This is a genomic window from Streptomyces sp. JJ36, assembly GCF_021696945.1.
Classification (GTDB): Bacteria; Actinomycetota; Actinomycetes; order Streptomycetales; family Streptomycetaceae; genus Streptomyces.
Map to the genome: position 1 here is coordinate 99,579 of NZ_JACYHE010000007.1, position 18,812 is coordinate 118,390.

The following is an 18,812-nucleotide window of genomic DNA, read 5'->3' on the forward strand; positions in this document are numbered from 1 at the left end:
CACGGCGAGCGGGCTCAGGGCGCGCCCCGGGCCCCGGTGCCGCCGGGGGTCCCGGCCGGGCCGCCGGGTGCCGGTACGGGCGGGGCGGCGCGGGTCGCGCCGGCGCCGGCCGAGTCCGCGGCGGACGCTCCGGAGACGCCCGCCGCGGCCCACTCCTCCGCCGTCAGCGGCGGCCCGGAGAGCTGCGGCAGGCGCGGCCCCCGCAGCAGTGCCCACACCACGTCCGGGCGGAGCAGCACCGCCGGAGGCCGCTCCAGGGTCATCACGTCCGTCACCACCCGCGCCACCAGCCCGGAACCGGTCGAGACGTAGAGCAGCCGGTCCACCGCCCGGGCGAGCAGCCGTTCCCAAAGGGAGGGCGGGCGGTCCGCCGCCCCCGGGTAGAACACGTCCTGCCCGGTCGCCAGATCCCAGGCCACCGAGACCGGCCGGGCGATCCCCCGCTGGGCGCGCCGTGCCGTGCCGGGGGCGCCAGCCCGCCCGGCACGTACGGCGCGGCGCAGCGCCAGCGCGCCCTGTGCGGCGACCGACATCCCGTGGCCGTAGACCGGGTTGTAGGCGGCCACGGCGTCCCCGAGGACCACGAAGCCGCGCGGCCGGCCGCGCAGCCGCTCGACGTACCGGCGCCGGTTGACGGTGCTGCGGCAGAGCACCACCGGCGACAGCGGCTCGGCGTTCCGGGCCAGGGCGCCCACCACGCCGTGCCGGGCGCCGGCGGCGAAGGTCTCGAAGTGCTCCGGGTCGGCGGTGGGTTCGCCGCCGCGGGTGCCGCCGACCGTGACCAGCCAGCGCCCGCCCTCCACGGGAGCGACGACCGCCGCGCGGCCGGGCGTCCCGGCCCGCGGGTCGGCCTGCACGTTGACCACGGGAAAGTCCTCGGTACCGGCCGGGGCGCGGTAGACGCGGCTGGCGTACACCAGTCCGGTGTCCACCCGGCGTTCCCGTGGCCGCCCGGCGCCGAGGGCCGCGAGCCACACGGGCGCCCGTGAGCCGCGCCCGCCCGCGTCCACCACCAGGTCCGCCGTCAGCAGCGACTCCTCCCCGGACGGGGCGCGCAGCCGGACGCCCGTCACCCGCCGGGCGTCGCCGGCCAGTCCCAGCACCTCGGTGCCCTCCCGGACCCGGATGCGGGGGTCGGCCAGCACCCGGCGCCGGATCGTCCAGTCCAGCAGGTCGCGGCTGCACAGGTAGAGCAGGTGCGAGGCGGGCCAGCGGCGGAACCAGCCGCGCGGGCTGAGCGCCACCATGTCCCGCGGCAGCGGGACCCGCCGCGCGCCGGCGGCCAGGAGGTCGTCCGTCACCCCGGGTACCAGTTCCTCCAGCGCCCGGGCGCCGCCGGACCACAGCAGGTGGACGTGGCGGGCCTGCGGCACACCTCTGCGGGGGCCCGGGCCCTGCGGGTACACGTCCCGCTCGACGACCACCACCTCCCGCACCCGGCAGGCCAGGGCGGCGGCCGCGAGCACGCCCGCGAAGCCGCCGCCGACCACCACGGCCCGTCCTGTGTCGCTGACCGGTTTCCTCATCACGGGGCACTCTCCTGGCGGGACGCTCGCCGGCGGACGTCCGCGACGACGGGGTGGCTCAGCGCCTCCGACATCCGGACCAGATCGAAGGGGGACTCGCGGGCCGGTACGGGGCCGGCGCGGGCCGCCTCGTCCGGGGCCCGGCTGCGGGCGCGCAGCGCGGCGACGGTCAGCGCCGCGTCCGCGATGGCCGCGGCCTCCTCGGCCCGAGCGCCGTGCCGCAGGGCAGCAGCGTGCGCCCGGTCACGTACGGCGGTGTCGAAGTACGGCGCGAGCAGCAGCATGCCGTCGTGGATCGCCGACGTGCGCTGCGTGAGCAGCAGTTGGGGCGGGGACCAGCGGGACATCCGTACGGGCGTGCTGCCCGGCACGGCGTGCCGCACCTCCCGCCACAGCGGTCCGAGCCGGCGGTAGGCGACCCGGGCGCGGCGGCGCTGCGAGGCGCGCTGCCCGGCGAGCGGCAGGACGAACCCGATCCCGATGAGCACCGCGGAGAGCGAGGCCAGGCGGGGCGCCAGCCCGGTGCTGAGCCAGTCCCAGTCCCGTCCGGCCCAGCGGGCTGCGACCGCGGCGAACTTGGCGCCGTCGTAACCGAGGTTCAGCAGGTATCCGGCGGTGAGCAGCAGGATGCCGCTGCGGAGCCAGCCGTGGATCTGGCGCGACCAGCGGCAGCAGAGGACGGTGGTCACCAGCACGGCAGCGGTGTGCGCCACCAGGTACAGCACGATCATCTCGCGCATGAACGGGGTGGTCGCGTAGTACGTGTCGAGGTCCCGGAGCCGTTCCTCGGGGGCGTCGGCGAGCGCGAAGAGCACGGCGAGGGCGACGATGACCGCCGCGTAGACGCCGGTGCACCAGCGGGTGGCGCGGCGGCGGGAGGCGGCGTCGCCGCCGCGCCAGTTGATGATGAGCACCAGGCAGGAGGCGCAGAAGCCGGTGAGGAGGCAGTAGACCAGCGGTGCGGAGATGTTGGGGACGCCGGTGACGCGGTTGACCCAGGCGATGGTGGGAGGTGCGGCGAAGACGAACACCGCGGAGGCGACCAGCAGCAGTCCGCCGACGGAGCGCAGCAGCGGGTCGTGCCGGCGGCGGACGAGCGCGGGCAGCCGGAAGAGGAAGGCGGCGCCGCCCACCGCGGCGGGGATGTAGAAGTCGAGTCCCTCCACGGGCGGTCAGCCGAGCAGGCTGCGGTAGCACAGGGAGGCCGCGATGCGCCCGACCGGGCCCTCGCCCCGGGGCGGCCCGCCGTCCAGCAGGGGGCGGCAGGCGCTGCCCAGCAGCAGCCCGAACCGCTCGGCCTCCCACTCCTCGTTCTCCGCGAAGTGGGTACGGGCGGCGGCCCGGCGGACCACCGTGGTCAGGTCCGCTCCCCCGGCGAGCGGCCGGGCGGCCGCGGCGGCCCCGCCGGCCGCATGGCCGCCGTGCCCGGCGTGCATGTGCCACAACTCGTGGCCGAGGATGACCACTTGGTGGTCGGGCGGGGTGTGCTCCTCCACCACCACCAGATCGCGGTCGGGGAGCGCCAGGAACAGACCGCTGGCGGTGCCGGGCGGGAAGGCGGTGGTGCGCAGGTGCACGGGCCGCTCGCGCCGCCGGCCCATGGCTGCGCACAGGGCGCCGAACAGGTCGCGCGGGGCGGACCAGCTCTGGCCCTCGAGCCCCGAGACGAGTTCGCCGCAGAGGCGGCGCATCTCCCTGCCCCTCGTCACCGGTGGTCACCCGCCAGGCTCGCCGACATGTCACGTCGCAAGGTAGCAGGGCCGTGACAGGTGGTGAAGGCCGCCCCGTCCTTGACCGCGTCCGGACAAGCGCTAAGGTCTAGACTAATGGTGAGCGCGGAACCGGCTTCCCGGCCCCGTCACCGTCCGCACACGTGCACGTCAGCGGCCGGTGACGACCCTCGCTCCGGCGGAGCCTCCGCCCTCGCCAGCCCCCACATCCGAGGGATCGTCGCCTCCCCACCTCGGCGACGGTTTCCACCTGCGAGGAGTTGACATGCTCACAAAGAGGAAGCTGGCAGCCGTCATCGGGGCCGGAATGGCCCCGCTCGTCGCGGTGAGCCTGCCGGCCGGCACCGCCAGCGCGCACGGCTACGTGTCCTCACCGCCCAGCCGCCAGACCCAGTGCGCCGACGGGTCGGTGCCGTGCGGCCCCATCAAGTGGGAACCGCAGAGCGTCGAGGGCCCCAAGGGCCTGCGGAGCTGCAGCGGCGGCAACGCCCGCTTCTCCGAACTCGACGACGACAGCAAGGGATGGCGGGTCACCTCCGTCAACCGCACCACCACCTTCACCTGGCGCCTGACGGCCCGGCACGCCACCAGCACCTGGCAGTACTTCGCCAACGGCGCCAAGATCGCGGAGTTCGACGACGGCGGTGCGCAGCCCGGTTCGACCGTCCACCACCGGGTGGACTTCGGCTCCCACACCGGCCGGCAGAAGGTACTGGCCGTCTGGAACATCGCCGACACCGCCAACGCGTTCTACGCCTGCATCGACGTCAACGTCCGCTGACCTTCCCGGCCACCCCGGCCCGGTCCCCCGCGGCGCCGCGTGCGGCGGCACCGCGGGGGGACCGTCCAGGTCCGGCAACTTCCGTGCATCAGAAGCGGGTTGAGGGTTCGGCGGAGACCGGGTGACGCGTCCCGTGCGCCGCGGGAGCGCTATCCTCGTCGTGCGCGACGGCCCCTCTCCCGCGGCCCGGGTGAGCACGGCGACGGACGCGGAAGCGCGGGACACACGGAGGGAGACCGGCATGCCGGGGGAAGAGAACCAGGCCGTCACCATCGACACGAGCAGGCCGCACTCGGCCCGCATGTACGACTACTACCTGGGCGGCAAGACCCACTACGAGGCCGACGCCGAGGCCGCCGAACGCGTGCTCGCCGTATGGCCCGGGGTGCGGGCGTGGGCCCGGGCCAACCGCGCCTTCATGCACCGCTCCACCCGCTGGCTGGCGGGCGAGGCGGGCGTGCGCCAGTTCCTGGACATCGGCACGGGCATCCCCACGGAGCCCAACCTGCACCAGATCGCCCAGCAGGCCGTGCCGGACGCCCGGGTGGTCTACGTGGACAACGACCCGATCGTGCTGAACTACGCCGGTGCCCTGATGAACGGGACCCCGCAGGGCCGCACCGCCTACCTGCACGGCGACGTCACGGACCCGGAGAGCATCCTGAACGCTCCCGAGCTGCACGCGACGCTGGACCTGACGGAGCCGGTCGCGCTCTCGCTCAACGCGCTGCTGCACTTCGTACCGGACGAGCAGGACCCGTACGGGCTGGTGTCCCGGCTGACGGAGGCCCTGGCCCCGGGCAGCTACCTGGCCCTCTCGCACGGTGCGCCGGAGCGGGACCCGGAGGTGCGGGACGCCGTCACCCGGCTCTACCGCAGCAGCGGCATCTTCGTGGTGGGCCGTACCCGCGCCGAGGTGGCGCGGTTCTTCGACGGACTGGAGCTGGTGGAGCCGGGGGTCGTACGGGCCGACCTGTGGCGGCAGCCCGGCGACGCGGAGGCGCCCGGTGTGTCGCTGGCCGCGGGAGTGGCGCGCAAGCCCTGACGCCGTCGCCCGGCGGAACACCCGGGTGCCGGCCCGTTGCCCTTTCCTCACGCAACCGGTCCGCCGTGCCTGCGGCGCCTCGGTGCCCGGCCGCACGCCGGTCTGCCGTGTCGCCCCGCGTGCGGCACTCGTCGCACAGTCCGTCGGGGGGTGAGGATCGAGGTGCTGTCGCAGCGAAGGGATGCCAGGGTGACCACCACAGGTGCACGTGCGGCGCAGGTCCGCGAGGTACGCCGGCGACTCGCTCGGGACGGTCCGCCCCGCACGCGGGCTCAGGAGGGAGACTTCGAGACCGTCACGGTGCCCGAGCAGCACTGCGACCAGCTTCGCGACGTGATGATCGCAGAGGGGGCCGAGACGGTCGTCGAGGTCGGTCTCGCCTACGCCGGTTCTGCGCTCGCCGTGGGCGAGGCGTTGGCAACCACCGATCGCCCCAACCCCCGGCACGTCATCATCGACCCGTTCCAGGAGTCCGAATTCTTCAACGCCGGCTGGGACCTGCTGTGCTCGGCCGGACTGGATGCCATCGCCACGCTCATGGTCACGCCTTCCTCCCTCGCGCTTCCGCAACTGGTGAGGGAGGGCTTCGTCGCGGACGCCGCCTTCGTGGACGGCAGTCACCGCTTCCACGAGGTCTTCGTCGACCTCTACTTCCTGCGCAAGGTCGTCCGGCCCGGGGGCCTGATCGTCATCGACGACGACTGGTGGCCACCGGTGCACACCGCCGTGCACTACTACGAGCGGAACCTCGGATGGTCAGTGATACCCGACGCCTTCCCTGCCGAGGGGATCGGCGCCGGGCCTCCAGGCCGACGAGGCGCTCGCTGCAAGGCCTTTCGTTTGCCGGACCCCTCGTTCGAGCCGTCCTTCGAGGACTTCCGCGCCTTCTGAGACCGGTGCCGGCCGGCAGGCCTCGCACCGCCCGTCACGCGGCCCCGCACCGGCCGGCGGGACACCGGTGCCGTCCCGCCGCCTGGGGCAGGCCTCACTCCGTACCGGCCTCCAGTCCCTCGCGCATGATGCGGCGGAGCAGGGCCGGGGTGCGGGCCGCGGGCTCGGCCGCGGTGACCAGCCGGTCGACCACGTGCCGGTGGAACTCGATGTCCTCCGGATCCTCCGGGTAGTGGGCGCTGATCAGCTGCTCCAGGTAGACCACGTCCGGGAGACCGTGGTCGGGGAGCCGCACCAGGGTGACCGGGCCCCCGGTGGCGACCGTGGCGGCGGCGTGGAAGGGCAGTACCTGGACGGTCACATGGGGCAGGCTGCTCATCGCGATCAGGTGCTCGAGCTGGGCCCGCATGACGGCGGTACCGCCGATCGGGCGGCGCAGCGCGGCCTCGTCGATGACCGCCCACAGGTACGGCGGGCGCGGGTCGTGCAGGATCTGCTGCCGGCGCATCCGGAGCTCGACCCGGCGCCGCACCTGGGCCTCCGGGGCCCCGGCGTGCCCGAGCTCCACCACGGCCCGGGCGTATCCCGGCGTCTGCAGCAGGCCGGGGACGAACTGCGCCTCGTAGCTCCGGATCACGTCCGCGGCCTGTTCCAGGCCCAGGTAGGTGTGCAGCCACTCCGGTACGACGTCCAGATACGCGTCCCACCAGCCGGAACGGTTCGCCTGCTCGGCGAGGGTCATCAGCACGGCGCGCTCCGCCTCGTCGGAGACGCTGTAGATGGTGAGCAGGTCGGAGACGTCCCGGAGCCGGCACCCGGCACGCCCGAGCTCCAGGCGGACGATGTGGGCGTGGGTGGTACGGATGGCCTCGGCGGCCTCCTGCCGGGTGATGTACTGGCTCTCCCGGAGGGCCCGCAGCCGGGCGCCCAGGATCATCCGCGGGACGGCCGGGCCGGCCCGCCGCTGTTCCGGGAGCACCGCCGGCGGGTCGCCGCTGGTGCGCTGCTGTGTACTCCGCATGTGCTCGCTCTCCGTCCGAAACGCCGCGCGCTCCACGGTACGGCCTGAGCGTGGCGTGGTCCGGCGTGCGGAGGGCCGGGGCCGCGGGGGCGGCCGCGCGTGTCAGGCCTCGCGTGGAGGCGCCGGCCCGTGCCCCCGGGGATTTCCCGGAGTCCGGCGTTCCGGGCCTCCCCACAACGGTAAGGACCCTCGCGCGCGTTGTCAGTACTCCGGGCGTGTCACCTGCCGCCGGGGGTGTCACCTACCGCCCGGGGCGGCGGACCGGCCCGGCCGGCGGGGCACGGCGAGCAGGTAGGGACGCCGCGCGGCGCCCAGGTAACGCTCCGTGTCCCAGCCGCGGTCGCCGAGCACGCCGGCGCAGGTGTCGAGCCGGCGGCGGGCGTCGTCGGTGCGGTCGCCGTCCGGGGCGGCGCCGGCCGCGTAGCGCCACTCGACGCGGGCGGTGCCGGGGGTGTCGCCTTCGGTGACCCGGTATCCGGTACGCACCCGGCGCCCCGTGGGGTGCACGGCCGAGGGCGGCAGCCCGGCGGCTTCCAGGGCCAGGGCGACGGCGTGTACCGGCCGGGCGCGTTCCCAGGGCGCCGGCACGCCGAGCGGGCGCGGCAGCCGTTCCGGGGACTCGCCGGTCACCCGGCGGATCTCCAGCAGGGCCTCCCAGGCCCGGGCGGCCGCCGCTGCGTGCTGCCCGCCCGCGCTCTCGTCTGCCCGGCCGTCCCCAGGCGGGCCGTCCCCAGGCGGGCCGTCCCCGGTGGCCGGGGTGAAGCCGGCTCGGGGCGGTGGCGCGGCGGAGCCGGGCGGCGGGCGGAGCAGCCGGTCGCGCAGGTCGCGACCGGCGGCGGTCAGGTAGTGGGCGCCGACGCGCCCGTACGCCCGGGCCAGCCCCAGCCGCTCCAGCCGGCGCAGCGTGGAGGCGGCGGCGTGCACGGCGCCGGTGCCCGGGTCGGCGTCCCGGACCGCCCGGCGCTGGGCGGCGGTCAGCGCCGGCTCCTGCGGTGCCGGGGCGCCGTCCGGGCCGGAGGCGCCGGTGCCGTCCGGCCCGGGCTGCTCACGCGCTGTCACACGGGCAGCGTAACCGGGCACGGACCTCAGCGGACGGTGGCGCCGGAGACGGTGCGGGCGATCACCAGGCGCTGGATCTCGCTGGTGCCTTCGAAGATCGTGTAGATCGCTGCGTCCCGGTGCATCCGCTCCACCGGGTACTCGCGGGTGAAGCCGTTGCCGCCGAGGATCTGCATGGCCTGGGCGGTGACGGTCTTGGCGGTCTCGCCCGCGAAGAGTTTGGACATGGAGCCCTCGGCGGAGTCGAAGGGCTTGCCGGCCGCGGCCATCCAGGAGGCCCGCCACACCAGCAGCCGGGCGGCGTCGATCCGGGTGCGCATGTCGGCGAGCTGGAAGGCCACGCCCTGGTTGTCGAGGATCGGGCGGCCGAACTGGACCCGGGTCTTGGCGTAGTCGAGGGCGATCTCGTAGGCGGCACGGGCGATGCCCACGGCCTGGGCGCCGACGGCGGGGCGGGAGGCCTCGAAGGTGACCATGGCGGCGTTCTTCACGCTCCCCTTCCCGCCTTTCCGGGCACGCTCCCGGGCGCGGGCCAGGCGCTCGTCCAGCTTCTCCTTGCCGCCCAGCAGGCAGTGCCCGGGGACCCGGACGTCCTCCAGGACGACCTCCGCGGTGTGCGAGGCGCGGATGCCGTGCTTCCTGAACTTCTGGCCCTGGCTGAGCCCGGGGGTGCCGGGAGGCACGATGAAGGAGGCGTGTCCCTTGGTGCCCAGCTCCGGGTCGACGACCGCCACCACCACGTGTACGGAGGCGATGCCGCCGTTGGTGGCCCAGGTCTTGGTGCCGTTGAGCACCCACTCGTCCTTGGCCTCGTCGTAGACGGCGCGGGTGCGCATGGCGGAGACGTCCGAGCCCGCATCCGGCTCGGAGGAGCAGAACGCGGCGACCTTCACGTCGTCGGCGTCGCCGTACATCTGCGGGACCCAGGTGCCGATCTGCTCCTCGGTGCCGTTGGCGAGGACGCCGACGGCGGCGAGGCCGGTGCCGACGAGGGACAGGGCGATGCCCGCGTCACCCCAGAACAGCTCCTCCATGGCCATGGGGATGCCGAGCCCGGTGGGGTCGAAGTACTGCTGGGCGTAGAAGTCCAGCGAGTAGAGACCTATCTTGGCGGCCTCCTGGATGATGGGCCAGGGGGTCTCCTCCCGCTCGTCCCACTCGGCGGCGGCGGGCCGGATGACGTCGGCCGCGAAGCCGTGGATCCAGTCGCGTACGGCTTTCTGGTCCTCGTTGAGGTCGAGCGCGAACTCCGGCATGACAGACCCTTCCCACATGCGTCACTAGCGGTAAGTTACTAGCGGTAACCTCGGCAGTCTGTTACCCGCCAGTAAGCCGTGTCAACTCCTCTCCCTCGGCCCGGCGCCGGTGCGGGCGGGGTGTTACGTTGCGCAGGGGGGACGCGAGCGCCAGGGGTGGGAGGCAGGCATGGGAACCACACGGCAGGACGACCGGCTCGGCGCCGCCGAGCGGCGCCGCCGCGAGCTGCTGGAGGCGGCCGACCGGGTGGTGCTCCGGGACGGCCCCAGCGCCTCCATGAACGCGATCGCCGCCGAGGCGGGGATCACCAAGCCGATCCTCTACCGCCACTTCGGCGACAAGGGCGGGCTGTACCGGGCGCTGGCCGCCCGCCACACCGACGCCCTGCTGGACGCGTTGCGCGGCGCGCTGGACGCCCCCGGCGACCGCCGGGCGCGGGTGGCGAACACCCTGGACACGTATCTGGCCGCGATCGAGGCCCGCCCGCAGGTCTACCGCTTCCTGATGCACCCGGCCGAGGGCGGTGCGGGCAGCGAGCGCGGCTTCGACGTCGGTCAGCACTCGGCGCCGCTGCTGCGGCGGCTGGGCGAGGAGCTTGCGGAGGTCGTCGCGGAACGGGTCGACCTCGGCCCGGACGGCGACGAGGTGGCCCGGGTGTGGGGCCACGGCATCGTGGGGATGATGCACGCGGCCGGCGACTGGTGGCTGCGTGAACGACCGCTCCCCCGCGACGCGTTGGTCGCCCACCTCACGGACCTGCTCTGGGGGCGGCTGGCGGCGGCCGGCGACCGCACGGGCGGTCCGGTGTTCTGACGCGGCACGCTCCGCGAGGGGTGCCGCGCGTGCGGAAGGCGGCCGGGATCTCGATAGGCTTGCCCCGCGACCGAGGGCAAGGAGGATCCACAACGATGGCAGGCAACGCGGAGCCGCTGTCGCCGCGGGCGAAGCTGGCCGTGACGGCGGGAAGGGCCGCAGCGGCCATGTCGCGCGCTGCGGGGCGCGGCAGCGGTTCGGTGATCGGCGGCAAGGTGGCCCTCAGGCTCGATCCGGACCTGCTGGCGCGGCTGGCCCGGCACCTGGACGTGATCCTGGTGTCCGCGACGAACGGCAAGACCACCACGACACGGCTGATCGCCGAGGCACTGCGCGCCGCGGGCGGCGTCGTCTCGAACGCGCTGGGGGCGAACATGCCCGCCGGTATCACCTCGGCGCTGGCCGGCGGCTCCGAGGCGCAGTACGCGGTCATCGAGGTGGACGAGAAGTATCTGGCCACGGTCGCGCGGGACGTCACCCCCAAGGCCATCGCCCTGCTGAACCTCTCCCGCGACCAGCTCGACCGCGCCGCCGAGACCCGGATGCTGGCCGAGCGCTGGCGGGAGGGGCTGGCCGGGCAGAAGGCGGTCGTCATCGCCAACGCCGACGACCCGCTGATCGTCTGGGCCGCCTCCGACTCGCCGAACGTGGTCTGGGTGGCGGCCGGCCAGGAGTGGAAGGACGACGCCTGGTCCTGCCCGGCCTGCGGCGGCGTGATGCAGCGCCCGGGCGACGACTGGTTCTGCGGCGAGTGCGGCTTCCGCCGGCCGGTGCCCACCTGGGCGCTCTCCGGCGACCAGGTGCTGGACCCGCACGGCTCGGCGTGGCCGATCCGGCTCCAGCTCCCCGGCCGGGCGAACAAGGCCAACGCCGCCACCTCGGCCGCGGTCGCCGCCGCCTTCGGCGTGGCCCCGCAGGTGGCGCTGGAGCGGATGTACGCGGTCACCGCGGTGGCGGGCCGTTACGACGTGGTGCAGTACCAGGACCGCGACGTCCGGCTGCTGCTGGCGAAGAACCCGGCCGGCTGGCTGGAGACGTTCTCGCTGATCGACCCGCCACCCGCCCCCGTCATCCTTTCGGTGAACGCGCGGAGCGCGGACGGCACGGACACCTCGTGGCTCTGGGACGTGGATTACGGCCGGCTGGCCGGGCACCCGATCTGCGTGATCGGCGACCGGCGGCTCGACCTGGCGGTGCGGCTCGAGGTCGCCGGGGTCGACTTCCAGGTCTGCCAGGGCCCGGAGGAGGCCGTACGGATGTGCCCGCCGGGGCGCATCGAGGCGATCGCGAACTACACGGCGTTCCAGGACCTGCGCCGCGTCGTCGGCAACTGACCCGCGGAGGGAAGACAGCATGAGTGACCGTGGCCTTCGGCTGGTGTGGATCTACCCTGACCTGCTCAGCACGTACGGCGATCAGGGCAACGCCCTGGTGGTGGAGCGGCGCGCGCGGCAGCGCGGCCTCCAGGTCGAGCGACAGGACGTGCGCTCGGACCAGCAGCTGCCCACCTCCGGGGACATCTACCTCATCGGCGGGGGCGAGGACCGCCCGCAGCGGCTCGCGGCGGAACGGCTGCGGCGCGACGGCGGCCTCAACCGCGCGGTGGACAACGGAGCGATCGTCTTCTCGGTCTGCGCCGGGTACCAGATCCTCGGGCACGAGTTCGTCAACGACCTGGGCGAGCAGAGCCAGGGCCTGGGGCTGCTGGACGTGACCAGCACCCGCGGGGAGGGCGAGCGGTGCGTCGGGGACGTGCTCGGCGACATCGACGAGCACCTCGGGCTGCCGCAACTCACCGGCTTCGAGAACCACCAGGGCGTCACCCACCTCGGCGGCCACGCCCGCCCGCTGGCCCGCACCCGGCTGGGGCACGGCAACGGCACCGGCGACGGCACCGAGGGCGCCTGGCACGACACGGTCTTCGGCACCTACATGCACGGGCCGGTACTGGCCCGCAATCCGCAGATCGCGGATCTGCTGATCAAGCTGGCCCTGGACGTGAACGCGCTGCCGCCGGTCGACGACCGCTGGTACGAGGCGCTGCGCGGCGAGCGGATCGCCGCGGCCACCGAGCCCGCCTGACAGCCGCCTGACAGCCGCCGGGCGGCCCGCCACGGCGTCCGGCCCGCCCCGCGCGCGTCCGCCGCACCGGGCGGTTCTACCCTGGTGCGGGCGGATCGGCGCGAACCGGGAGAGTGCGGATGGATCACGGCGGACACGGCATGACGATGGATCTGCCGCCGTTCACCCTCGGGCGCGGGCTGGCCTTCTCCGCGGAGCCGTACTTCCTGACCGGCTGCGTGCTGGCGCTGGTCTTGTACGGCTGGGGGGTCCTCCGGCTGCGGCGGCGCGGCGACGCCTGGCCGCTGGGCCGGGCGGTGGGCTTCACGCTGGGTGTACTGACCGTGGCGCTGGTGATGTGCACCGGGCTGAACGAGTACGGCATGGTGCTCTTCAGCGTGCACATGGTGCAGCACATGGTGATCAGTATGCTCTCGCCGATCCTGATGCTGCTGGGCGCTCCGGTGACCCTGGCCCTGCGGGCGCTGCCGGCGGCCGGACGCGGCCGCACGGGGCCGCGGGAGCTGCTGGTGAGGCTGCTGCACAGCCGGTACCTCCGGGTCGTCACCCACCCGGCGTTCACCATCCCGCTCTTCATCGCCAGCCTCTACGGGCTGTACTTCACCCCCCTCTTCGACTTCCTCATGGGGTCGGCGGCCGGGCACCGGCTGATGATGGTGCACTTCCTCGTGGTGGGGCTGGTGTTCTTCTGGCCGATCATGGGCGTGGACCCGGGCCCGCACCGGCCGGGGTATGTGCTGCGCATGCTGGAGCTCTTCGCTGGCATGCCGTTCCACGCCTTCTTCGGGATCGCTCTGATGATGGCGACCGAGCCGCTGATCGGCACGTATGCGCATCCTCCGGAGTCGCTGGGCGTCACCGCGCTGGGCGACCAGAACGCGGCCGGCGGGATCGCCTGGGCGTTCAGCGAGATCCCGTCCGTGGTGGTGCTGGTGGCGCTCGTCTTCCAGTGGTACGTCTCCGAGGAGCGCCGGGCGCGGGCGACCGACCGGGCGGCGGACCGTGACGGGGACAAGGAGCTCGCCGCGTACAACGCGTACCTGGCGTCGCTGCAGGCCCGCGGGCGGTAGCGTTTCCCGGCCCGGCCGGTGACCATGGAGACCTGACCACGGCCCGTCGCGGGGCCCCGCCGGGCCACCGCGCGGCGCCACGGGGAGGAGGATGCGCCATGCCTGGGTCCGCGAAGGTCATGACGGTGAGCACGGTGACCGCACTGGTGGTCGTCACGGCGTACACGGTGGCGCTGGGTGGCAGCGGCTGGCTCTGGTTCGCCTGGGTCGTGCTGGGGCTGACGACCCTGGGGGTGGTGGTGGCCCGCGGATGAGAACTCCGCAGGCCCCGGGGCGGCCGCCCCGGGAAGGGGGGAGCCTGCCGGGCCGTACAGCGGGTAGACACCCCTAGGGCGGCCGGACTGACCCGGCGTCACCGCGGTCCGCGCCCCGGCGGCGGGAGTGCCCGCGAGGAGACGAGGCCCGGGCGGGGCGGGAGGAGCCGGTGTGTTCTACCACCTGCTGAAGTACGTGCTGCTGGGCCCGCTGCTGCGGGTCCTCTTCCGGCCGCGGATCGAGGGCGTGGAGCGGGTGCCGGCGGAGGGCGCGGCGATCGTGGCGGGGAACCACCTCTCCTTCTCCGATCACTTCCTGATGCCCGCGGTGCTGCGGCGCCGCATCACCTTCCTGGCGAAACGGGAGTACTTCACCGGCCCCGGCCTCAAGGGGCGACTGACCGCGGCGTTCTTCCGCAGCGCGGGCCAGATCCCGGTGGACCGCTCCGGCCGGGCGGCCGGGCAGGCCGCGATCGAGGAGGGGCTGGGCGTGCTGCGCCGCGGGGAGCTGCTCGGCATCTACCCGGAGGGCACCCGGTCGCACGACGGACGGCTCTACAAGGGGCGTGTCGGGGTGGCGGTGCTGGCGCTGCGGGCCGGCGTGCCGGTGGTGCCGTGCGCGATGGTCGGCACCTTCGAGATCCAGCCGCCGGGGCGGCGGCTGCCGCGCCCGGGCCGGGTGACCATCCGCTTCGGGGAGCCGCTGGACTTCTCCCGCTTCGCGGGCCTGGCGGAGGAGCGCGTGGTGCTGCGGGCCGTCACGGACGAGATCATGCAGGCGATCCTGCGGCTGTCCGGGCAGGAGTACGTCGATCTGTACGCGCCCGAGGCGAAGGCGGCCCAGGCCCGGAAGCACGGCGGGGGCGCGGCGGGCCCCGCCTAGGGACCCGCACCGGCCCCGCGCGCTTCCGGGCCCCGCGCGGCCGAGGAGGTCAGGCGGTGCGGTCCTGCCCCATCACGGCGTTGACGTCGCGGACCGTGGGCGCGGACCGGGCGAAGCCGAAGGTGCCCTCGGTGAGGATCTCCCGCGCGGCGTCCCGGACGGCCGCCGTCGCGGTGCGCGCCAGTGCGGAGCCGACGCTGATCCGCCGCACGCCCAGCGCGGCGAGCTCCGCCGTGCTCAGCCGGGGCCCGGACCCGCCCATCAGCACGTTGACGGGCCGGTTCACCGCGCCGACGACCGTGCGGATCGCCTCGGCGTCGGGGAGTCCCGGAGCGAAGAGCACGTCGGCACCCGCGGCCTCGTAGGCCTGCAGCCGGCGGACGGTGTCCTCCAGGTCCGGGCGGCCGTGCAGGAAGTTCTCGGCCCGCGCGGTCAGCACGAAGGGCTGCGGCAGGGACCGGGCGGCACCGGCCGCGGCGGCCACCCGCTCCGCCGCCTCCTCCAGCGGCCGTACCGGCTCCCCGGGCCGCCCCGTCGCGTCCTCCACCGACCCGCCGGCGAGCCCGGCCGCCGCGGCGAGCCGGATCGTCTCCGCCACCTCACCCGGGGTGGCGCCGAAGCCGCTCTCCAGGTCCGCCGAGACCGGCAGCTCCGTGGCGGCGGCGATCGCGGCCGCGTTCGCCAGCGTCTCGTCCCGGCCGACGGCGTTCGCCCCGTCCGGCCGGCCCAGCGCGTGCGCCAGCCCGGCGCTGGTGGTGCCCAGCGCGGCGAACCCGAGCTCCGCCAGCAGCCGCGCGGTTCCCGCGTCCCAGGCGTTCGCCAGCACGAACGCCCCGTCCTGCCGGTGCAGTTCCTCGAAGCGCCGCCCCGTCGCCCCCGTCGTCCCCGTCATCCGCAGCCTCCTCGTCGTCGTCCCTGCGCCGGCTCATCCTCGCAGGCCCCACCGGCAGGGGGCGGCGCGACCCCGGCCGCACCGCGGGAACGGGAACCCGGGAGGTCCGGTCGCCGCGGCGGGACGGCGCGCGGAGAACCGCTGAGTCGCTGAGGAACGCCGAGGAACGCCGCCCGGCGTGCCTCACCAGCGGCCGGGCCGTCCCTCGTCGGAGTCCCGGTGCTCGGCGGCGGTGCCGAACCGACGGCGTTCGCCGGCGGCGGACGGCGGGCGCCGGGCCTGGGAGACCGTGCTGATCACCTCGTCTTCCCCGGGCTCCCGCGGCTCCTCGGGTCCTTCCAGGTCGGCGGCGGAGACGAGGGCCACCAGGGGCCGCCCGTGCCGGGTGACGACGACGCGCTCGCCGCCGTAGACCACCCGGTTGATCAGCTCGGCAAGCTCGGCGCGGGCTTGCGTCACCGGAATCTCATAGGCCATGCTCCCAGCATAACGGAATGTACCTCCTGTACGTTCTGTACATTTACGCGGTGCGGGCGCTGCGGAGACGCCGTACCGTTCTGGACCACCGACCGCGACCGGCCGCTCGTGACGTCCTGCCGGAGTTCCGTGCCGGGGCGGAGATGGTGGACGACTGTCTCGCGGTCCTGGACCTGCCGGGGCGGGTCAGTCCCGCCCGCCGCCGGGACAGCTACGGCGCCCTGCGGGCGGCCCAGGCGCTGCCCCGCCGGACCGCGACGCCGCGGGACGCGCTGGAGCCGATGCACCGGCGCGGCGAGCGCGAGCTGCACGCGGAGCCGCTCGCCCGTGCGCCACGGACGCTGGACGGCGGGCGGCGAGCCGCGCCTGCCGGCGCTGCCGCCCGCGCCGGACCGCTCCGGCGAGGAGTGAACCGGGGGCGCGCGGCAACCCGTATGCCATGGATCCGCGCAACGAACTCCCCCGTCCGGACCCGCGCAACGAGACGCCGCTGCAGCGGGACGACCGCAACTTCCTGGAGCTGCTCCAGGAGCTCCGCGTCATCCAGATGGGCGTGCAGATCCTCTTCGCGTTCCTGCTGACGCTCGCCTTCACCGCGCGTTTCCCGGAGCTGGACGCGGTGCAGCGCGGCACCTACATCACCACGCTGCTGCTCGCGGTGGTAGCGGCCATCCTCTTCACCGCGCCCGCCGCGCTGCACCGGGCGCTCTTCCGCCGCGGGGCGAAGCGACTGATCGTGGACGTCTCCTCGCGGTTCGCGGCGTACGGGCTCGGCGTGCTGGCGCTGGCCCTGGCCGGGGCGGTGATGCTGGTGGTGGACGTGGTGCTGGGGCGGACAACCGGCGTCGTGGTGGCGGTGAGCGCCCTGTTGCTGGCGGCCGCGGTCTGGGCCGGGCTGCCGCTGGCCCTGCGGCGCGGGCTGACCGGCCGGGACCGCACGGCCGGCGGCGGAGCCGGGCAGTCCGCGGGGACGGGCCAGAGCCCGGGGGCACGGCAGCCCCCGGGGACACGGCAGACCCCGGGGACACGGCAGGCGCAGAAGTGGTGAGCCGCGCACCGCCGCGCGGGCGCGACGGGCCGTCCCCGTCCCGGGGCAGGGATGCAGGCCGCCGTGGCGGCGCCCCGGGCGCTGCTACGGCCCGTCGTTCGCGAGCCAGGGCAGCACCACCCACACGGTCTTGCCCCCGTGCCGGTGCGGGACGACGGCGAGCCGCCCGCCCGACTCGGCGGTGAGCGTACGAATGATCGTCAGACCGCGGCCGTTGTCCTGCTGGACGGCGGCGGGCAGCCTGCGCGGCATCCGGTGGTGGCTGTCCGACACGCCGAGGAACAGCCGCTCGTCGCGCTCCAGCCGGAGCCGGACGGTGAAATCCGGTGACTGGCCGCGCGTGTGCTGGACGGCGTTGGTCGCCAGCTCGGAGACGATGAGGAGCGCCCTGTCCGCGGCGTCCGCGCCGTCCGGCATACCCCATTCGGCCAGTACACGCCCCACGTGCCGGCGGGCGGCGGGCACCGAGGCGGGTGCGCTCGGCAGCGTGACGGATGCTTCCTGGTGGTCTGCCATGGCGGGCCGTCCCTTTCCCACCGGGGGCGGTGCTCCGCCGCGTTCGGCTCGCCGCGAGGAGTCGGAGCCGCCCTGGGTGGCTGCTGGGCGCAAGCCTGCCATCCCGCCGACGCGGATGCGGGCCATCCACCGCGATGGGCGGCGTCCTGTCGCCCGAAGCGGTGAAGTGCGCCACGCGGGAACGGGTTTCGCGGTAAGGGGGATGTACGGGACGGCGCGGAGCGGCAGCGGGGCCCGGCCGGCGGCGGGCCGGCGGCCCGACAGGCCCTAACCGGCGGGGGCGGCGCCGACCGGCGTGGCCGGGGCGAAGGCCCCCTCCGGCGCGGTGCGGACGATCGTCCCGACGGCCCCGTCGATCTCGCCGGCCGTGAGGTCGGCGCGGGCGGTCAGACGCAGCCGGGAGATCCCGTCCGGCACCGACGGCGGCCGGAAGCAGCCGACCGCCAGTCCCGCGGACCGGCACTCCGCGGCCCAGCGCACCGCCTCCTCCGGGCTCGGTGCCCGTACCGAGACCACCGCGGCGTCCGGGCGGGCGGCGGTCAGCCCTGCCGCCGTGAGCCGCTCGTGCAGGGTGCGGGCGGTGCCGCGCACCCGGGCCGCGCGGTCCGGTTCGCCGCGGAGCAGCCGCAGGGCGGCGAGGGCGCCGCCGGCGGCGGCGGGAGCCAGGCCGGTGTCGAAGATGAAGGTGCGGGCGGTGTTCACGAGGTGCTCGATCACCGCCGCGGGTCCCAGCACCGCCCCGCCCTGGCTGCCCAGCGACTTGGAGAGGGTGACGGTGGCGACCGTCCCCGGGGTGCCGGCCAGCCCGGCCGCGTACGGTGCCCCGCGCCCGCCCTCGCCGAGCACTCCCAGTCCGTGCGCGTCGTCGACCAGCAGCGCTGCCCCGGCCCCGCAGCAGACGGCGGCCAGCTCCCGCAACGGGGCGGCGTCCCCGTCCACCGAGAACACGGCGTCGGTCACGGCCAGGGCACGCCCGTCGTGCCCCGCCAGGGCCGTGCGGACGGCCTCCGGGTCACGGTGCGGCACCACGGCGGTGCGGGCGCGGGAGAGCCGGCAACCGTCGATGAGCGAGGCGTGGTTGGCGGCGTCGGAGACGACGAGTGTGTCCCGGCCGGTGAGGGCGGTGACCGCGGCGAGATTGGCGGCGTACCCCGAGGAGAGCACCAGCGCCGCCTCAAAGCCGCTGAACTCCGCCAGTTCGGCCTCGAGTCCGGCGTGCAGCGCGGTGGACCCGGTGACCAGCCGGGAGCCGGTGGCCCCGGCGCCCCAGGTACGGGCGGCGGCGGCCGCGGCGCCGGTGACGGCGGGGTGCCGGGCGAGCCCGAGATAGTCGTTCCCGGCCAGGTCGAGCAGCGCGTCCCCGGCGGAGCGGGGGCGCAGGGTGCGGACCAGCCCGGCGGCGCGGCGGCGCGCGCTCTCCTCCGCCAGCCAGCCGAAGGGGTCCGGGGGCTCTGGGGGCATGGCGCC

20 protein-coding genes and 1 pseudogene are annotated in these 18,812 nt (G+C 75.1%); 11 read left to right on the plus strand and 10 right to left on the minus strand.

Annotated elements, in window-relative coordinates; all coding sequences use genetic code 11:
- Positions 1 to 14: 14 nt before the first annotated feature.
- The 3 genes from HOY81_RS04800 to HOY81_RS04810 are packed head-to-tail and all read right to left on the minus strand — an operon-like array spanning position 15 to position 3,217.
- The gene (locus HOY81_RS04800; RefSeq protein ID WP_237318460.1) at positions 15 to 1,526 is read right to left on the minus strand and encodes an FAD-dependent monooxygenase; all 1,512 of its coding nucleotides are present in this window, start codon (positions 1,524 to 1,526) and stop codon (positions 15 to 17) included.
- Positions 1,526 to 2,692 carry an MAB_1171c family putative transporter gene (locus HOY81_RS04805; protein WP_237318462.1) on the minus strand — a complete coding sequence of 389 codons (1,167 nt, stop codon included), beginning with the start codon at positions 2,690 to 2,692 and terminating at the stop codon, positions 1,526 to 1,528. The genes HOY81_RS04800 and HOY81_RS04805 overlap by 1 nt, the downstream gene beginning before the upstream one ends.
- 6 nt (positions 2,693 to 2,698) lie before the next feature.
- Positions 2,699 to 3,217 carry a toxin-antitoxin system, toxin component gene (locus tag HOY81_RS04810; RefSeq protein WP_237318573.1) on the minus strand — a complete coding sequence of 173 codons (519 nt, stop codon included), beginning with the start codon at positions 3,215 to 3,217 and terminating at the stop codon, positions 2,699 to 2,701.
- A gap of 304 nt (positions 3,218 to 3,521) precedes the next feature.
- Here HOY81_RS04810 and HOY81_RS04815 point away from each other — a divergent pair, with 304 nt between their 5' ends.
- From HOY81_RS04815 to HOY81_RS04825, 3 genes are all read left to right on the plus strand, one after another.
- A complete protein-coding gene (locus tag HOY81_RS04815) occupies positions 3,522 to 4,037 on the plus strand; it encodes a lytic polysaccharide monooxygenase auxiliary activity family 9 protein (RefSeq protein WP_237318464.1) in 516 nt (171 codons plus the stop codon).
- Between the two features lie 241 nt (positions 4,038 to 4,278).
- Complete coding sequence (locus tag HOY81_RS04820; RefSeq protein ID WP_237318466.1) at positions 4,279 to 5,082, plus strand: SAM-dependent methyltransferase; 804 nt, start codon at positions 4,279 to 4,281, stop codon at positions 5,080 to 5,082.
- 189 nt (positions 5,083 to 5,271) lie between these two features.
- On the plus strand, positions 5,272 to 5,973 hold the full coding sequence (locus HOY81_RS04825) for a class I SAM-dependent methyltransferase (protein ID WP_237318469.1): 702 nt from the start codon (positions 5,272 to 5,274) through the stop codon (positions 5,971 to 5,973).
- Positions 5,974 to 6,067: 94 nt separating this feature from the next.
- Here the strand turns inward: HOY81_RS04825 and HOY81_RS04830 are convergent, their stop codons facing one another.
- The 3 genes from HOY81_RS04830 to HOY81_RS04840 form a co-directional block, all read right to left on the minus strand.
- Positions 6,068 to 6,994 carry a helix-turn-helix transcriptional regulator gene (locus HOY81_RS04830; protein ID WP_237318471.1) on the minus strand — a complete coding sequence of 309 codons (927 nt, stop codon included), beginning with the start codon at positions 6,992 to 6,994 and terminating at the stop codon, positions 6,068 to 6,070.
- Between the two features lie 237 nt (positions 6,995 to 7,231).
- Entirely contained in the window at positions 7,232 to 8,053 is an 822-nt protein-coding gene (locus HOY81_RS04835) for a hypothetical protein (protein ID WP_237318473.1), read from the minus strand.
- Positions 8,054 to 8,079: 26 nt separating this feature from the next.
- Positions 8,080 to 9,309: an acyl-CoA dehydrogenase family protein gene (locus HOY81_RS04840; RefSeq protein WP_237318475.1), complete on the minus strand. Its 1,230-nt coding sequence runs from the start codon at positions 9,307 to 9,309 to the stop codon at positions 8,080 to 8,082.
- A gap of 169 nt (positions 9,310 to 9,478) precedes the next feature.
- Between HOY81_RS04840 and HOY81_RS04845 the strand changes: the two genes are divergently transcribed.
- From HOY81_RS04845 to HOY81_RS04870, 6 genes are all read left to right on the plus strand, one after another.
- The gene (locus tag HOY81_RS04845; RefSeq protein WP_237318477.1) at positions 9,479 to 10,123 is read left to right on the plus strand and encodes a TetR family transcriptional regulator; all 645 of its coding nucleotides are present in this window, start codon (positions 9,479 to 9,481) and stop codon (positions 10,121 to 10,123) included.
- Between the two features lie 95 nt (positions 10,124 to 10,218).
- The gene (locus tag HOY81_RS04850; protein WP_237318479.1) at positions 10,219 to 11,457 is read left to right on the plus strand and encodes a MurT ligase domain-containing protein; all 1,239 of its coding nucleotides are present in this window, start codon (positions 10,219 to 10,221) and stop codon (positions 11,455 to 11,457) included.
- Between the two features lie 19 nt (positions 11,458 to 11,476).
- Positions 11,477 to 12,205, plus strand: a complete 729-nt coding sequence (locus HOY81_RS04855) for a type 1 glutamine amidotransferase (RefSeq protein ID WP_237318480.1) — start codon at positions 11,477 to 11,479, stop codon at positions 12,203 to 12,205.
- 119 nt (positions 12,206 to 12,324) lie between these two features.
- The gene (locus tag HOY81_RS04860; protein ID WP_237318482.1) at positions 12,325 to 13,275 is read left to right on the plus strand and encodes a cytochrome c oxidase assembly protein; all 951 of its coding nucleotides are present in this window, start codon (positions 12,325 to 12,327) and stop codon (positions 13,273 to 13,275) included.
- A 98-nt stretch (positions 13,276 to 13,373) separates the two neighbouring features.
- The gene (locus tag HOY81_RS04865) at positions 13,374 to 13,529 is read left to right on the plus strand and encodes a hypothetical protein (RefSeq protein ID WP_237318484.1); all 156 of its coding nucleotides are present in this window, start codon (positions 13,374 to 13,376) and stop codon (positions 13,527 to 13,529) included.
- Between the two features lie 172 nt (positions 13,530 to 13,701).
- Complete coding sequence (locus tag HOY81_RS04870) at positions 13,702 to 14,412, plus strand: 1-acyl-sn-glycerol-3-phosphate acyltransferase (protein ID WP_237318486.1); 711 nt, start codon at positions 13,702 to 13,704, stop codon at positions 14,410 to 14,412.
- A 49-nt stretch (positions 14,413 to 14,461) separates the two neighbouring features.
- Here HOY81_RS04870 and HOY81_RS04875 read toward each other — a convergent pair whose 3' ends face one another.
- The gene (locus HOY81_RS04875; RefSeq protein ID WP_237318488.1) at positions 14,462 to 15,304 is read right to left on the minus strand and encodes an isocitrate lyase/phosphoenolpyruvate mutase family protein; all 843 of its coding nucleotides are present in this window, start codon (positions 15,302 to 15,304) and stop codon (positions 14,462 to 14,464) included.
- Positions 15,305 to 15,487: 183 nt separating this feature from the next.
- Entirely contained in the window at positions 15,488 to 15,781 is a 294-nt protein-coding gene (locus tag HOY81_RS04880) for a type II toxin-antitoxin system Phd/YefM family antitoxin (protein ID WP_237318490.1), read from the minus strand.
- A gap of 143 nt (positions 15,782 to 15,924) precedes the next feature.
- Between HOY81_RS04880 and HOY81_RS04885 the strand changes: the two are divergent.
- Both HOY81_RS04885 and HOY81_RS04890 read left to right on the plus strand, forming a co-directional pair.
- Positions 15,925 to 16,143: pseudogene (locus tag HOY81_RS04885) on the plus strand (hypothetical protein); the annotation flags it as partial.
- Positions 16,144 to 16,220: 77 nt separating this feature from the next.
- Entirely contained in the window at positions 16,221 to 16,829 is a 609-nt protein-coding gene (locus HOY81_RS04890) for a DUF6328 family protein (protein ID WP_237318492.1), read from the plus strand.
- 84 nt (positions 16,830 to 16,913) lie between these two features.
- On the opposite strand, the gene HOY81_RS04895 is transcribed toward HOY81_RS04890, so the two are convergent.
- Positions 16,914 to 17,345, minus strand: coding sequence for an ATP-binding protein (locus tag HOY81_RS04895; RefSeq protein WP_237318493.1), 432 nt, complete (start codon positions 17,343 to 17,345; stop codon positions 16,914 to 16,916).
- Positions 17,346 to 17,612: 267 nt separating this feature from the next.
- Complete coding sequence (locus HOY81_RS04900; protein WP_237318496.1) at positions 17,613 to 18,806, minus strand: 8-amino-7-oxononanoate synthase; 1,194 nt, start codon at positions 18,804 to 18,806, stop codon at positions 17,613 to 17,615.
- Positions 18,807 to 18,812: the final 6 nt, after the last annotated feature.

Excerpts from the sequence above, each read along its gene's own strand:
- HOY81_RS04800 (WP_237318460.1), bottom strand. The coding sequence starts at position 1,526 with ATGAGGAAACCGGTCAGCGACACAGGACGGGCCGTGGTGGTCGGCGGC.
- HOY81_RS04810 (WP_237318573.1), bottom strand. The coding sequence starts at position 3,217 with ATGCGCCGCCTCTGCGGCGAACTCGTCTCGGGGCTCGAGGGCCAGAGC.
- HOY81_RS04815 (WP_237318464.1), top strand. The coding sequence starts at position 3,522 with ATGCTCACAAAGAGGAAGCTGGCAGCCGTCATCGGGGCCGGAATGGCC.
- HOY81_RS04820 (WP_237318466.1), top strand. The coding sequence starts at position 4,279 with ATGCCGGGGGAAGAGAACCAGGCCGTCACCATCGACACGAGCAGGCCG.
- HOY81_RS04830 (WP_237318471.1), bottom strand. The coding sequence starts at position 6,994 with ATGCGGAGTACACAGCAGCGCACCAGCGGCGACCCGCCGGCGGTGCTC.
- HOY81_RS04840 (WP_237318475.1), bottom strand. The coding sequence starts at position 9,309 with ATGCCGGAGTTCGCGCTCGACCTCAACGAGGACCAGAAAGCCGTACGC.
- HOY81_RS04845 (WP_237318477.1), top strand. The coding sequence starts at position 9,479 with ATGGGAACCACACGGCAGGACGACCGGCTCGGCGCCGCCGAGCGGCGC.
- HOY81_RS04850 (WP_237318479.1), top strand. The coding sequence starts at position 10,219 with ATGGCAGGCAACGCGGAGCCGCTGTCGCCGCGGGCGAAGCTGGCCGTG.
- HOY81_RS04855 (WP_237318480.1), top strand. The coding sequence starts at position 11,477 with ATGAGTGACCGTGGCCTTCGGCTGGTGTGGATCTACCCTGACCTGCTC.
- HOY81_RS04860 (WP_237318482.1), top strand. The coding sequence starts at position 12,325 with ATGGATCACGGCGGACACGGCATGACGATGGATCTGCCGCCGTTCACC.
- HOY81_RS04865 (WP_237318484.1), top strand. The coding sequence starts at position 13,374 with ATGCCTGGGTCCGCGAAGGTCATGACGGTGAGCACGGTGACCGCACTG.
- HOY81_RS04875 (WP_237318488.1), bottom strand. The coding sequence starts at position 15,304 with ATGACGGGGACGACGGGGGCGACGGGGCGGCGCTTCGAGGAACTGCAC.
- HOY81_RS04880 (WP_237318490.1), bottom strand. The coding sequence starts at position 15,781 with ATGGCCTATGAGATTCCGGTGACGCAAGCCCGCGCCGAGCTTGCCGAG.
- HOY81_RS04890 (WP_237318492.1), top strand. The coding sequence starts at position 16,221 with ATGGATCCGCGCAACGAACTCCCCCGTCCGGACCCGCGCAACGAGACG.
- HOY81_RS04895 (WP_237318493.1), bottom strand. The coding sequence starts at position 17,345 with ATGGCAGACCACCAGGAAGCATCCGTCACGCTGCCGAGCGCACCCGCC.
- HOY81_RS04900 (WP_237318496.1), bottom strand. The coding sequence starts at position 18,806 with ATGCCCCCAGAGCCCCCGGACCCCTTCGGCTGGCTGGCGGAGGAGAGC.